The organism is Leptobacterium flavescens, from assembly GCF_010671605.1.
Lineage (GTDB): Bacteria > Bacteroidota > Bacteroidia > Flavobacteriales > Flavobacteriaceae > Leptobacterium > Leptobacterium flavescens.
The window spans coordinates 1-15521 of sequence record NZ_JAABOO010000003.1; the positions used below are offsets into that span (position 1 = coordinate 1).

Here is a 15521-nt window from a genome sequence, read left to right on the forward strand (position 1 = left end):
CTATTCCACTGAAAGCTCCTCCGTTAAACGATACCTCATAAGTGTATCCAGGATATCCGCTTCCTGCCGTAATATCTATCACAGCATCCGGACTCACAGAACAATCAAGATCCTTGGTCAATACCGCTGATGCAGTCAATGCGTCGTTGATCGTAAGGGTAACCGAATCGGTACAGTTTCTGCTATCTACTACCTCAACAGTATAAGTTCCCGGGGTTAACCCGGCAAATACATTGCTGGTCTGATAAGGACCACCATTAACTCTATACTGGAAAGGAGCAGCTCCACCTGATGTTACATTGGCAGTTAGCGTCAGGCCAACTCCCGGATCATAACATACATCGTTAGGGGTTACGTCCAGAACCGGTGATACTGCATTGGTCAATACAAAAGTATCGGTTATCTCACAACCATTAACATCTCTTACCGTAACCGTATAGGTTCCTGCATCGGTAAGGTTGGTAAAGGTACTTCCTGACTGGAAAGGTCTGATAGTACCATTTGGTTCTTCAAGTTGATACTCATAACCTCCCCAACCGTCTGTTGCGGTAATCGTAACAGTACCGGGATCGGTACAGCTAATGTCCGTAACACTTAAGCTCATAGCCAGGGCAGCTGGCGGACCATCAATAGTGATGGTGTTGGACACGGCCTCACAAAGAGGTCCGGTTGGGTCATTAACGGTAATTGTATAATTACCGGGGGACAAGTTGTTAAGTGTTACGGTTGCATTAGATGTTGTAACTCCTGCAGCACCATTTACAGAATAAATATATGATCCTGTAAAATTGCTTACTGTGAAAGAAAGGCTTCCGTCGGCTGCACCGAAACAAACCTCATCATTGATCTTGGTTGCGATAACACTTAAAGGTACTATCGGATCTATGGTGAAGTTCTTGCTGAAGGTACATCCTTTGGCATCTCTTACTTCAAAAGTGTAGGTTCCAGCAGAAAGCACAAACGCATTGCTGGGGTCAAAGGCCGTGGCCGAAGCCGCGGGCGCCGTAATTCTGTATTCGAACGGTGCGTTCCCGTCAACCGGGGTAACTGTCACCGTTGTGGTATCTGCAGCACATGACAGTGCATTAGCTGCAAAATTGATATCGGTAATCGGGTTAAGAGGATCAACGGTAATTGGGTTTAGTACTACTGCACATCCGTTAGCATCCCTAACCGTAATATTGTTATAGGTTCCGTCGGTAAGACCGGTAAATACATTTGATGCCTGGAAGCTTCCGCCATCAAGACTGTATTCGTAAGGAGCCGTACCTCCGGTAGTGTTCTGAACCGTAATTTCTGCAGTCGTCAAACAGGTATAATCCTGGGTAAGCACTGCATTGGCAGTAATTACCGTTGCTTCATTAATGGTTACGGTTGCCATATCCTGGCACACATCAGGCCCCAGAGAATATCTTACGATCACATCGTAATTCCCAGGTGCCAGTCCTGTAAACAGGTTGGACGTCTGGAAGTTCACACCTCCGTCATTACTGTACTCCAGCGTAAAGCCGTTGGTATTGGTAACATTTACCGTAATCGTACCGTCATTAACCCCGTTACAGGTAGTATCTGTCGGGTCTATGGTATAGACCGGCGGCGGGATCTGGTCAACTGTCACATCTACGGTAGTCTGACAGTTATTGCTGTCTACCACCAGGATAGAATAGGTTCCTGCAGTCGTTACTGTAAACAGGTTGGACGTCTGGAAGTTTGCACCTCCGTCTATACTGTAAAAGTAGGGTGCCAGACCACCTGAAGCGTTTACGGTGATCTCTCCGTCGGCACAGGTAATATCTTTACTTGCCACCCCTGTAGCCAGGAGTTCAGGGAATTCCTGAATGACAATATCATCTGTAAAATTACATCCGTCATCCGTAGTTACGGTTACCGTATAGGTTCCGGCCGGAAGGTTGTTGAATGTATAATCGTTATTGTTGGTCGGTCCGAAGGTATCTATGATGGTCGCCCCCTGAGCAATCTGATAGAAATACTGGGGTTCAACATCATTTACCTGTATCCTTACATTTCCGAGATCGCCGGCACAAAGAATGTCCTGAGGGATCAGGTCTACTGTAAAGTTACGCTCTCTGATATCGATATTCGGAACAGAGAATACACAAGTGTTTCCGGAAACACCAGCCTGTCTGATATAAACCGTATAAGTTCCTGCAGTAGCAATGCTGAATACAGGGCTTGACTGGTAAGGTCCGGCCTGGTTATCTAAACTAAACTCGTAATCTGTTGGTACATTAGTAATGGTGATCTGACCCGGAGTGTTACAGATAATATCGCTTGTTAAAGCATTCGGGTCTAAAACATTCTGAGTTACATTAAAGTAGAAACGGTTAAAACATCCGTTCTGATAGTTGATCACCAGTCGGTACTGACCGGCAGCAGTAACGTTAAAATCGTTTCCTGCTTTTACCTGGTTCCATGTACAGGTTTGGTTTTTATTGGCACAGCCATCTATTCCTACAGCAGGACAGCTGGTTTCATCCAGCAATTCCCAGCTAATGGAAGTGGCATCTGTAATATCTGTATCAATAAATCTGTTGTCGTTCAATCCGCAGAGGAAGATCTGTGGGAATTCGTCTCCGTCGTTCGGACAAACATCCACTTCATCTGCAAAAGGAATAACAGGGTTGGTTACCGTATTTCCGAAAAGTACCACATTAACCACCTCATCAAAACTCAAACAAGGAGCCGGAGCGGTCTTGGTAACCGTATAGGTACCTACTTGGGTAACTGTAATACTTTGCGTTGTTCCCAGAACATTACCGCTGCTGTCTCTCCACTCATAGGAATCGAAGCCTGAACCTGCTGTAAGAACAACGCTGTCCCCACAAAGGATCTCCTGACGTGTAAAATCACAATCATCAAGATCGGTAAGGAAGTTGGTAGATCCCGGGATACCGAAGTTACACACGTCATATCCAAGGAAACTGGGGTCATCGGATACCACAACGCTGTTAAGCACCCCAGTATAACTGGAGAATGCCTGGTTCTCAATAATATTGGAACAGGCGTCTCTTAGCTCGTTACAGCTGTTAACAACCCTAACTTTAAATCTTATTTCGTATTCGGGGTCTCCGGATTCTACATAGCCATCCGGGACTTCAAATCTCAATTCGTTGGTTGCCGCATCGAAGGTATAGGTTATCTCTTCGGTCGGACTTAAAGGAGCCGGGAGAATAAGGTCTCCGGGCTGTATGGTTCCGCCTACCGGCGGGAAGTTTACGTTGGCCGGAAGGACATCCCGTATTACATATCCGGTGGCGTCGTCATTACCATTGTTCTGAAAACGCAGTACGTATACAATTTCCTGTCCCAGGGTAACACCGGCACCTCCGATATCGTTACCCGCACCGTCTTCCACGGTTTTTGCCAGGTTAATATCGGGTTCGATCACCTCTACATCAAAGGCATTAAAATAAATATAATACCGATCTCCCGTAGAACTCATCCGGAGGGTTGCCCCTGTTTCATCGTTGGGGATGACACTGTTTAAGGGGTTGGCAATACTCAAAAGGTCGGCATCGTGCCCCAGCGTATTGACACTATTGGGATTCCGTGCCGTAAAGGTGGCATCATCAATAGTAATATTACTGTTGAAGAAGTTTGTTCCGGGGTTTAACGTATTACTTAAATTCGTAAACGTGGCATTACTGTTTGCTCTGATGGCAAGCTGATCTCCCGTAATCCTGTTATCACCCTCCAGGGCACCAACACTAATATTGGCACGTACCGGGAAAGGAGCAGGAAGTGTAATAAATCCGTTATAATCTACATCTACAGATCCCGAACTGGAATCCACTCCGGCAAAACCGTCGAAAGTAGTGATAAATTTACCCGGAAGGGTCGGATTTTCATAAACCACAACTAAGGTCCATCCCGCAGAACCTCCACCACTGATAAATCCGTTTGTAGCCCTCACATTTGCCACAAAATACTCTCCATTAGGATCTCCAAGACCACTGATAATGGAAGTTACATCGGCGTAACACGCATAAGGTGCGTTCACCCCGAAAACCGGATCGTTAAATCCGTCGAACAGAATTTCATCGGCTGTAATATCCTGGTATGTCCCTCCAGGAGTTTGGAATTTTACCTGATTAAAATCGTTTTCCCTGATACCATCTCCCGTAGACGGATTTCTGGTAAATCCTTCATTCCATCTGTAGACCGCAGACCAATACAGACCGGCATAAATAACCCGGCTACAGGACTGATCCGGCAGAGTCAGGGTAGCGCTACTCGAACTAAAAGTAGTCGGATCGCTATCGATATCGATATAGCGCATATTAAAGAGATCGTTAAAGGTAGATGCCGTTCCCGTAAGGTTGTACGGGTCTTCCGGATCTGCCGATGACGTATCCCTGTTAAGGATGTTGTTGGAAATAAACGTAATATCACCCTTTGTATTTACCTGATACCTTACATCAAAAGGATTTGGTACACCCTGAGCATGTGAGGCAGATATACCGGCAAATAAAAGGCACGCCAATAGTATGACGATTTTTGAGGGACATAAGTAGGTTTTCATTTCTTTCTTTCTTCGGTTCGGGACTTATTTAGTTATAAAATATAATCAGTATTGACTCGCATGATCCATATATCTTCGAAATAGGAATCATTCAGATTGGAATAGTATGAGGCTAATGCGCTATTCCAAGAGCTGTGCTTCTTCAAATAAACATATCTGTAATTGTTTTCCGGGTTAACGAAATACGCGGCATCCAGACCTTGTTTCTTCAATTTATCAACAAAACGGGTTGCATTGGAAGGAACAGCAAAGACATTGGCAATGATATAATATCCTTCATCAAGCGAAGCAATATTTACTATTTTGCCTTTTTTAGCCTGTTTTCTCTTCCTGGAAGTGGAATTAGAATACTGATTTCTAATTTCATCTTCCGACTTCTCATCCACATTAGAAGCTACTGCATCTTTATCTGATTTGGGGGTTACAGTACTCTTCTTTACAGGGGATCCTGTATTACTCTGGCCTTTGTCATTGGCCGTAATACGACTATTTGTTTTATTTGGAGCGTTCACCCTGTCTGTGTTTTCTTTTCTAATATCACCAGGCCTGTTTACCACTCTTCCCGTATTGTTAACAGGTGGAGTTTTGGTAGCCGGACTGGTAACCCGTTGTTTATCTCCGGCAGGTTTTCTGGCTGTAATAGCTGTTTTCCTGCTTTCGTCTCCTCTTTTGGCCGTAGAGGATGGTCTCGTATCTCTATCTGCATAACGTAAAGTACTCTCATTTTGTACATTCATTATCCACATATCGTCGGTATAAGTATTATTCAGGTCTGATTTATATGCAGCGATGGCATCCTGCCAGTTATCAAAACGCTTTAAATACACATAATTCAGGTTATTTCTTGTATTTAAGAAATAATCAGGGTCCAAACCGTCATTTCTAAGCTTGTTAACAAACTTATCTCTGTAAAATCTTCCATTGGTCTTCTGACTGTAAACATTAACGATCAGATAGTATCCTCCGTCTACACCCTGTAGATTTTTAATGGTTCTTTGTCTTATATTATTCGCCTTTGCGGCAAGAATAAAGTCGTCGTCATTGTATGAACTCGTAGAAACAACATTGATGTTTCTTGGTTGATTTGAAAAGGTAGGACGATTTTTTGTGTTTGTTCTGTTTCTATTGTTATCGTTACGGGCTACCGCTGTGTTATTGGCGGGCTGCCCCCTTTTCATTGTTTTGATCAGATTGTAAAATCTCTTTTCAATATCCTTGTTTACTGCGCGCTCCAGGGAATCCTGTTTTAAGATAAGCTCAGCAAGGATCATATTATTTTCTTCGAGATTTTTCTTGATCTGTGCCAATTCTTCGTCTTTACTGGCAATTACCTCATCCTTTTCCTGGATCTTTTCTTCCAGTTGGGCGAGGTCGTCCAGTTCTTCCTCATTCAATTCTACACGATCGTCTGTGAGATTGGGTTGGAAAGAATAGGCAAAAGTAAGTTCATGAGTGGTACCCAGATTCTGAATCCCATCATTTAAACCTTTTTCTATGGTATAACCTAAAGATAATCGCTTGGTAAGATTAAAACCGATCCCGGCAGAAGCTCCGAAGAAATCGTCATAACCACCCTGAATCCATCCGAGTTTAGGTAGGTCAACTATAAGGCTCCCCGATAAATTGACGTCTCGATCCCCTTGTTTTCTCCCTCTTGCCAAGGCGGAAAAACGTCCATTTTCAAAAATTCCCGATGAGTTTTTGAATTTGCGGGTATACATCAGGTGACCTGAGAAGGTTTTCTCATTAAAATCGGTAACAGATTCGCTGGTTCTCAGATTGTAATCGAAAAGATTTTCTGCATAAAGACCAAAGTCAAAACTTCCGAGAGAAAGGTTGAATCCTGGCTGAAAGGACAGAAGAGAACTATCTTCTATCGAGGCCAAAGCCGGATCCGGCATTCCCGGAAAGATCTCACCTGTATCCAGTCCACTGCTGAAAAAGGATACATTAAAACCAAAAGTAAGGTTAATCCTGTCTGTTAATCGTACCCCATAGGCGTAGTTCGCCAGGATCCCGAAGTTGGTGATCACTCCCAGGTTTTGCTGGTAAAGGCCAAGGCCAAGACCTGTTCTGTCTCCTACTCTTCCCGAGTAGCTTGCCAGATAAACTTCCGGAGAATCCTCAAACTGGATCCACTGGTTCCTATGGTACAGATTAATGTACGAATTGTCCTCCCGAACCGTTGAAAAAGTTGGGTTTATCAAAAACCTGTTGAACTTCAAAAGGTTTTGAGAAGGTATATCAAAAGATATAAAAGGGTTCTCCTCCTGGCCCCTGACTGCTGTCAGTCCAAGTATAAAGAGGAAAAACACAATAACTTTTAGTTTCATTCCTAGCGTATTAAGGTTATAGTTCCTTGTTTTAAAATTTCCTTTCCTCTAACAATCTTGTAATAAAATACAGGTTTGTTAACAGGATACGATAGGTTCGATTCGGGCCAATTGTTTTGGTACGAGGAAGTTGCAAAAATAGTCTCCCCGCTCGCACCATAAATAAATACTTGAACGTCCGGATTAAAGGCATAACGATTAGGTATTACCCATAGGTCGTTGATCCCGTCTGAATTCGGACTTATAACATTCGGTACCGCAAAATTGTCGTTAAACATCACCGTAAACGTCTTAATAACCTCGCAATTGCCTACGCTGGCTCTCAGGACATACTGTCCTTCTTCGGAAAGCGTAACGCTGGCAGCGCTCGATATTTCAACATTTTCTTCATTAAACCACCTGTAACTATCAGCACCTGAGGCAGTTATTATTCGAAGAGATCCCTCCTGAATAACAATATTTTCCGGTGCATCAACGGTTACGATAGAATCTTCGAAGGGGTTGATGATAATCTCATTTGATGTTACCGTACATCCGAAGGCAGCAACTTCGAGTCTGTAGGTACCGGTGAGGTTGATTGTAAGTGTCGGGCTGGTTTCAGACGCCAAAGCCGTTCCATTTCTGAACCAGGTATATGTATAACCCGGATCGGTGAAATCGGAGGTAATGGTAATGTCTGAGCCTCCGTCACAGGAAACAACATCATCACTTTGAATAACCGGGTCTTGCTGACTGAAGGTCATTCGTACATCAAATTCGTTGGACACAACGTGGAAAGCACCTAAATCGGCTTTCAGCACATATTTACCGTTAAGGGAAGCGTCGGGCAGCGACATATGGTCATTGTTTTCTCCGGAAAGATCTGTTCCGTCCTTTTCCCACTGATACGTAAACGAGCCTTGAAGCTGAGCTGTAACATCGATCAGCTGGTTCGTACTGGTAACAGCCTCTATCTTCTCTATAACCAGTGTTACTGCAGAATTCTCGCAGTCGGTATAGCTTTCAAGAGTGGAAATGGTCATGTTGAAACTCTGTGGAAGTTCAACATCGATCTCGGGAGAGCGTTCAACAACGGCACAACCTACTCCTTGAGTTACTTCGGCCTGGTATGTACCAGGGCCACTCGCAATGAGGGTGTCGCTGTTTTCACCGCTTAACAATACTCCATCCCTGTACCACGCATAACTTGGTGTATCTGCAGTGGTGGTGACGGTAAAAATAACATTGTCTCCAGGCAACAACAAAGTGGTTACCGAGGGAGAAATAGAAACGTTGATAGAAGGAACTGTAATGACAACAGGGGCAGCTGTTTCTCTACATCCTCCTCCGCTTTCTATTTCGAGGGTATACGTACCGGCAGGATCGCTGGGATCTACCGATAAAGTGGGCTGATATCCCGGAGGTACATTAAGCAGAGTACCATCCTTAAACCATCTGTAAATCAGGCTTGGATCGTCGACATTGGCGGTTAACTGATATGCAAAACCAGGGCATAGTTCTACATTGGATGGTCCGTTTATAGCAATACCTACGGGTGTTGCCATAATAACTTCAACTTCATTTGAAGCTGTACTGAACGAACAAAAATCGCCATAATCAACCTCTACATAATAGAAACCTTCGTCTGTAACTTGTAATGTGGGTCCGGTTTCCCCTGGCATAGGGGTAATGTTTCTGTTTTTAAACCACCGGTAAGAAGGTTCTCCAGGAAAATTGTCTACGCTAAGCGTAACAAATGAGCCGTCGCAAACGACTTCTGTAGCATTAAACCCGTTAATGATCAGGTTTTGTGTTACATTTTGATAATATGCCGGAAACGGATCACTGACCGGGCTTGTAAGGGCCGGGCTCGTAGATCTGACGCGTACTCGATAGTTTTCGCCTCTCGTTGATGTGGGGAAAGAAAAGTTAAAATCGAAGTCTAGTGTGGTGTTTTGATTATTTACCGAGGCTAATTGGGTAGGACTGGAAAAACTACCATTTGCGTCTGAAAGTTCCAGAATAAATTGGTTGTCGCTATTGACCAGCGGAGTTTCCCAGGTGAAGTTTACCTGGAAAGTATTAAAACCTGACGATGCACAAGGAGATGTGAACTGTGGTGTTGGTTTTCTAAGTGTTTGCGTATGGGCAGCAAAAACACCTGAAAATAACACAATGCACAGCATCAAAAGACGTATATGAGTTATACTTCTCGTATTCATACAAAGTAGGTTAATTAAAGATTGGGTCTTTAAAACAACTAAATTATAACGAATCATTTTAAAAAACCAGATCAACGGTATAAATCCTCGTTGAGTTGTTAACAACAGCCATAAAAAGCAAATTATTTTATGAACTTTTGTTAAAAACATATCAACAAAATTTTATTTTTTGCTGATAAGCAACAATTTACATTGTTAATATCTGGTGAAATTTTCGATTTTTTAACGCCACTAAAGTACTTAAATTTTTTAAAATCGCAATACTTTTCCATAGTTATTAACAATTGTTGATAAAGTTTATTGTTTTAAAAAGGCTTTTTTTTCCTGATAATCAGTCTATTCTTTTGTGTATTTTTGCAAACTATTATAAAAAACGATCATGTCAGAAGAAACAAAATCGCTTAATTTTTTAGAACATATTATAGAAGACGATCTTAATTCGGGTTACTCAAAAGAGGATCTCCGCTTTCGTTTTCCTCCCGAACCAAATGGCTATTTACATATAGGTCATACGAAAGCTATCGGGATCAGCTTCGGTTTGGGTGAAAAATACAATGCTCCCGTAAATCTTCGCTTCGACGATACCAATCCCGCCAAGGAAGAACAGGAATATGTAGACGCCATAAAGCGCGATATTTCCTGGTTGGGATATCAGTGGGAAAGCGAGCTGTATTCTTCCGATTATTTCCAGCAATTATACGATTGGGCCATTCTTTTAATTAAAAAAGGAAAGGCTTATGTGGATAGTTTAAGTTCTGAAGAAATTGCCGAACTTAAGGGAACGCCCACCCAGGCAGGAAAAAACAGTCCCTACAGAGACAGGTCGGTTGAAGAAAACCTCGATCTTTTCGAAAGAATGAAAAAAGGTGAATTTGAGCCGGGAACCCATGTTTTAAGGGCTAAAATAGATATGGCCTCTCCCAATATGCTGATGAGAGACCCGCTTATGTACCGTATTATGTATAAATCGCATCACCGTACCGGAGATGACTGGTGTATTTACCCTATGTATGACTGGACGCATGGTGAAAGCGATTATATCGAGCAAATATCGCATTCTCTTTGTTCGCTGGAATTCAAACCTCACCGCGAACTATACGACTGGTTCCTGGATCAGGTGGTAGAGGAAAGCAGGATACGCCCTAAACAACGGGAGTTTGCCAGATTAAACCTCAGCTATACCATTATGAGTAAGAGAAAATTGCTCAAACTGGTTGACGAAGGTGTGGTTTCCGGTTGGGATGATCCGAGAATGCCTACTATTTCAGGGCTTCGCCGCAGAGGTTATACTCCTGCAGCTATTCGAAAATTTATTGAAACCGTTGGGGTTTCCAAGCGTGATAACGTTATAGATGTTGCTCTTCTGGAATTCTGTATCCGTGAAGATCTCAATAAAACCGCACCCCGTGTAATGGCGGTGCTTAACCCGGTTAAACTGGTCATTACCAACTATCCGGAGAATGAGGAAGAATGGCTGGATGCCGAAAATAACCCGGAAGATGAGGCTGCCGGAAGTAGGAAAGTACCTTTCTCCAGGGAATTATATATAGAAAAAGAAGATTTCCGGGAAGAGGCGAACAGGAAATTCTTCCGCCTGAAGCTCGGAGGTGAAGTGCGATTAAAAAACGGTTATATCATTAAAGCTGAGAGTGTTATAAAGGATGAAAACGGAGAAGTTACCGAGATACACTGTACATACGACCCTTTGAGTCGCAGTGGTAGCGGAACCGAAGAAAGTATGAGAAAAGTAAAAGGTACGCTTCACTGGGTATCTGTAAAACACGCGGTTCCTGCCGAAGTAAGGGTATATGACCGTTTATTCTCTGATGAGGCTCCCGACGGGCATAAAGACAAGGATTATATGGAATTCCTGAACCCGGAATCCCTGACGCTGGTAAATGCCTTCGTTGAACCGAGCCTGAAAGAGGCCAAAACAGGAGAACGTTTTCAGTTTCAGCGTCTCGGATACTTTAATGTAGACGATGACAGCAGTGCCGACAAGCTGGTTTTTAATAAAACCGTTGGCCTGAGAGATACCTGGGCCAAGCAGCAGAAAAAAGGATAATTTTAATATCCATTCATATAAAAAACCGGGCTATATGCCCGGTTTTTATTTAAGTAATAGTTTAATATTTATAATTTAAAACACTATAAACCAAATATTTGTGTGTTAATTTATTTGATCTATTCTATATCTTCCGTTTTTATTTCGTCCTCGGGAATTTCTATATCCGTCTTGAAATCCGGTAATAATACACTAACCAGCTGAGCATTTTTCAGCCTGGCAGCTTCCAGGAAATACCAATGTTTCTGTTCTTTATTGTAAAAACCAAAGAGGTAACTTTTAGAACTAATGCGTTTTCCGTCCAGTTTCATCTGATTATAGCCTTCAATAATACAGCGGTATTCATCCTGTTCAAAAACTACATTGGAAACTCCGTTAACTTCGGCCTTTTCAAAAACAAAGCCCTGGCTTTTCATGGTCGCAAAGGTAGATTCCAGCACATTTATCAAGGCGTCCTTTCCTCCGGAGGCCTCTATTATCTTGGGGTGCGTATACTTAAGTACGTTCTCGAAATCGAATTTAAGGGTGGCGTCGGCAGCAGCTTTAGCATCTCTTAAAGCGCTTTCTTCCAGTTCCTTCGTGGTTTGAGCTGTTGCAAAACTAACTGCCAGGAACAATAGCAAAAGGGTGATTTTTTTCATTTCTCAGTTTAAAAATTAAGACCCTGACTTATCGTCAAGGTCTGGTTTATATTTATTCTTCGTCTTTTCTTTTGTTTTTCTGCCTTTTCATGGCCTCTCCTATCTGGTTACTGGCCGTAAATGAAGCTACCATATTATTCAGCATATCGCTTCCCGCCTGAGGTGAATTCGGTAAGAGGATCAGGTTGCTATTGGTTTCCTCCCCTATAGACTGCAGGGTATCATAGTGTTGCGTAACCACGATCAGTGCTGATGCTTCCTGCGAATTGATCCCTACTTTATTCAGTACTTCCACACTTTCCTCCAGACCGCGGGCAATTTCTCTACGCTGATCGGCAATACCCTGACCCTGAAGGCGTTTACTTTCGGCTTCGGCCTTCGCTTTTTCCACAATAAGGATCCTGGCAGCATCCCCTTCAAACTGAGCAGCGATCTTTTCACGCTCTGCAGCATTAATACGGTTCATGGCCGCTTTTACCTGAGTATCAGGATCTATATCGGTAACCAGGGTTTTGATAATACCGTATCCGTATTCAAGCATCGCCTCCTGTAATTCAGCTTTTACGGCAATTGCTATATCATCTTTCTTAACGAATACATCGTCAAGTTTCATTTTCGGTACCTCGGCACGAACTACGTCGAATACATAAGAGGTGATCTGATCATGCGGATATTCCAGTTTATAAAAGGCTTCATATACCTTATCCCTTAAAACAACATACTGTACGGAGACTTTCAGCTTTACAAAAACATCATCCAGGGTTTTGGTCTCTACAATTACATCCAGCTGCTGTATTTTCAGGCTTAATCTTCCAGCTACACGATCTACAATAGGGATCTTCATCTGTAATCCGGAGTTACGGATACTCTGAAAACGCCCGAATCGCTCTATTAAGGCAGCAGTCTGCTGTTTGACAATAAAAAAGGAGGACAATAAAACTATGAAGCCAATAAAGGCAAACGGTAATAAAAAGTAATATGGCATGGCTAAAAATGTTAGTAGTTAATAAATTTTTAATGAAGTTATAAAAAAAACCTTCAATAAGTAGGTAGCAAATTCAACTAATTTGTTACACCTCTATAACTACTACCCTCTTCAGCCTTAACCGCTTATAATTCCGTTAAGATCTTTTCTAACCTGCCAAGGGTTTCTTCCTTTCCGATAACTTCCATGATATCAAAAACATGTGGTCCTTTCAGGGAACCTACTAGTGACAGGCGCAGCGGGGCCATAATTTTTCCGAAGCCCAGTCCCGAATCCGTAATCCACTGTTTTATAACGGTTTCCGTATTGGAAGCTGAAAAATCATCGATGGTCTTTATAAGTTCCATCAACTGCTTCATTAAATCGGGCGTATCTTCTTTCCACTGTTTTTTTGCAGCTTTCGGATCGTATTCTGCCGGTCTTTCGAAAAAGAAATTGGTCAAATCCCAGAAATCAGAGACAAAAGTTGCCCTTTCCTTCATAAGAGAGATCACTTTTACCAGTTTTCCGCTATCTGCATGATGTCCTTTTGAAAGGAGCTCCGGATTAAAGGCATTGGCCAGTTCTTCACTGCTTTTTTGCTGTAAATACTGGTGGTTATACCACTTTATTTTTTCCGGATCGAATCTGGCACCTGATTTGTTAACTCTTTCTATTTCAAATGATTGTATAAGTTCATTTAAACTAAAGATTTCCTGATCTGTGCCCGGGTTCCATCCGAGGAAAGCCAGGAAATTAACGGTAGCATCCGGAAAGTAACCATCTTCTCTGTACCCACGTGAAACAGTTTGATTTTTCGGATCCTTCCACTCCAGCGGAAATACCGGAAACCCGAATTTATCTCCGTCCCTTTTGCTCAACTTCCCGTTTCCGGTGGGTTTAAGGATAAGCGGAAGATGTGCGAATTCCGGCGCATCCCAGCCAAACGCTTTATATAAAAGCACGTGTAAAGCAAGAGAAGGTAACCACTCTTCACCACGGATCACATGGCTTATTTCCATTAAATGGTCATCTACAATATTTGCCAGGTGATAAGTAGGCATTCCATCGCTCTTAAATAACACCTTGTCATCCAGAATGTTGGTGTCGATGTTTATCTCTCCTCGGATCATATCGTTCAACAACAATGTTTCATCCTGAGGGGATTTAAAGCGAATCGAATACGGCATTCCTGACTCAATATTTAAGAACACTTCTTTTTCTGAAAGCGAAAGCGAATTTTTAAGCTTCAGGCGGTTGTGCCAGTTGTAGATAAAAGTCTTTCCTTTGGATTCGTGATCCTTACGATGTGCCTCCAGTTCTTCCGGGGTGTCAAAGGCATAATAGGCCAGACCTTTGTTTATCAGTTCGTCGGCATATTGTCTGTACAGTTCTTTCCTTTCGCTCTGGCGATAGGGGCCAAAATTCCCTTCTTTCCCCGGGCCTTCATCAAACGGGATCCCGCACCAATTCAGGGATTCAACAATATATCCTTCAGCTCCTTCTACATATCTTTTCTGATCGGTATCCTCGATCCTAAGTATAAAATCCCCACCCTGTTTCTTGGCAAACAGGTAATTAAAAAGAGCGGTACGCACACCTCCAATATGCAGAGGTCCTGTAGGGCTGGGTGCGAAACGAACACGTACTTTTTTGGCCATGAATAAAATTTTGGCCAAAGATACAATCTTTGCATGTAAAAAAGAGGGCTAAAATGCCTCTTTCATCTCCCTGGGGATCCTCTTGTTCATTATTTTGAACCAGAGCGGCGGGATGAGCGAAATAACCATGGAAGTAGGGTAACCATAGGGCATTTGCGGGCTTGTATTGTGATAATCAAGAAGTTGGTATTTCTTGCTGGCTTTATAATGATGATCGCTGTGGCGGGTAAGCTCGTACAGGACCACCCTGCCGATAATGTGATTTGAATTCCAGGAATGTATTTCCTTTACCCTTTCATACCTGCCCGAGCTTAGTTTATTGCGTCGGAGGCCGTAATGCTCAATATAGTTAATGGTTTCCAGTAAAAGGAAGCCAATAACGGCAACAGCAACTGAAAATATCAGGCCTGAAACGCCAAAAAACCAGTAAATCACAAAGAGATAAGCTGCCTGGAAAAGCAAATACCAAAGCATATCGTTCTTTGCCGAAACAAACTGCCGGTTCTCTCTTTTTAAAAGGTCGAGCTGAATTTTCCACGCACTTATATACTGCCGGCTGACCGATGTAAACCAAAACGAATAGACATTCTGGTTATACCGTGCCGTGGCAGGGTCTTCGGCAGTGGCCGCATGCAGGTGATGACCAAAATTATGCTCTATAAAAAAATGCATATAAAGCGACGGCATCAGAAGGAACTTGGCCGCAAGCTGTGAAAATCTGTCTTTTCTATGACCCAGTTCATGGGCTACGTTAATGCCATTGGAACCCAGAACAATTCCCGTGGAAAATGCCAGGCCAATCAACTCATAGGTGGCATAGGTATGAGTGCTTACATCTATTAGTGTGTATATTAACAGACTGAATACCAGGGGGATATTAATAAAAAGCATCCAGTCGAAAAAGGGATTTTCCGACTTGCTATCTCTCTCCTCCTCACTAAGGTTGGATCCGTCTAAAGGAAGCAATAGTTCCAGGACCGGAATAATACCGAAAGCGTAGACCAGGGTCAGGTAGCTAAAATAGCCCTTTAAGCTCAATGCAATTACAGCCATTAAAGGGATGGTATATGCTGATAAGTACTTTAAGTCTTTCATTTTGAAGGCATTTTTAAC

Annotated in this window: 7 protein-coding genes and 1 pseudogene; 1 reads left to right on the plus strand and 7 read right to left on the minus strand. The window is 42.7% G+C overall.

Annotated features, from left to right (window positions below; all coding sequences use genetic code 11):
- The 3 genes and pseudogenes from GWK08_RS12195 to GWK08_RS12205 form a co-directional block, all read right to left on the minus strand.
- Nucleotides 1-4543 (minus strand): annotated as a pseudogene (locus tag GWK08_RS12195) (DUF11 domain-containing protein); the annotation flags it as partial.
- Between the two features lie 32 nt (nucleotides 4544-4575).
- The gene (locus GWK08_RS12200; RefSeq protein WP_163607500.1) at nucleotides 4576-6876 is read right to left on the minus strand and encodes a PorP/SprF family type IX secretion system membrane protein; all 2301 of its coding nucleotides are present in this window, start codon (nucleotides 6874-6876) and stop codon (nucleotides 4576-4578) included.
- A 2-nt stretch (nucleotides 6877-6878) separates the two neighbouring features.
- A complete protein-coding gene (locus tag GWK08_RS12205; RefSeq protein WP_163607501.1) occupies nucleotides 6879-9077 on the minus strand; it encodes a T9SS type B sorting domain-containing protein in 2199 nt (732 codons plus the stop codon).
- A gap of 379 nt (nucleotides 9078-9456) precedes the next feature.
- On the opposite strand from GWK08_RS12205, the gene GWK08_RS12210 reads away from it, so the two are divergent.
- Nucleotides 9457-11142: a glutamine--tRNA ligase/YqeY domain fusion protein gene (locus tag GWK08_RS12210; RefSeq protein WP_163607502.1), complete on the plus strand. Its 1686-nt coding sequence runs from the start codon at nucleotides 9457-9459 to the stop codon at nucleotides 11140-11142.
- A 119-nt stretch (nucleotides 11143-11261) separates the two neighbouring features.
- On the opposite strand, the gene GWK08_RS12215 is transcribed toward GWK08_RS12210, so the two are convergent.
- The 4 genes from GWK08_RS12215 to GWK08_RS12230 form a co-directional block, all read right to left on the minus strand.
- Complete coding sequence (locus GWK08_RS12215) at nucleotides 11262-11783, minus strand: hypothetical protein (protein WP_163607503.1); 522 nt, start codon at nucleotides 11781-11783, stop codon at nucleotides 11262-11264.
- A 52-nt stretch (nucleotides 11784-11835) separates the two neighbouring features.
- Complete coding sequence (locus GWK08_RS12220; RefSeq protein ID WP_163607504.1) at nucleotides 11836-12768, minus strand: SPFH domain-containing protein; 933 nt, start codon at nucleotides 12766-12768, stop codon at nucleotides 11836-11838.
- Between the two features lie 125 nt (nucleotides 12769-12893).
- Nucleotides 12894-14408, minus strand: a complete 1515-nt coding sequence (gltX, locus tag GWK08_RS12225) for a glutamate--tRNA ligase (protein ID WP_163607505.1) — start codon at nucleotides 14406-14408, stop codon at nucleotides 12894-12896.
- Nucleotides 14409-14456: 48 nt separating this feature from the next.
- Nucleotides 14457-15503: an alkane 1-monooxygenase gene (locus GWK08_RS12230; RefSeq protein WP_163607506.1), complete on the minus strand. Its 1047-nt coding sequence runs from the start codon at nucleotides 15501-15503 to the stop codon at nucleotides 14457-14459.
- Between the last annotated feature and the right edge of the window lie 18 nt (nucleotides 15504-15521).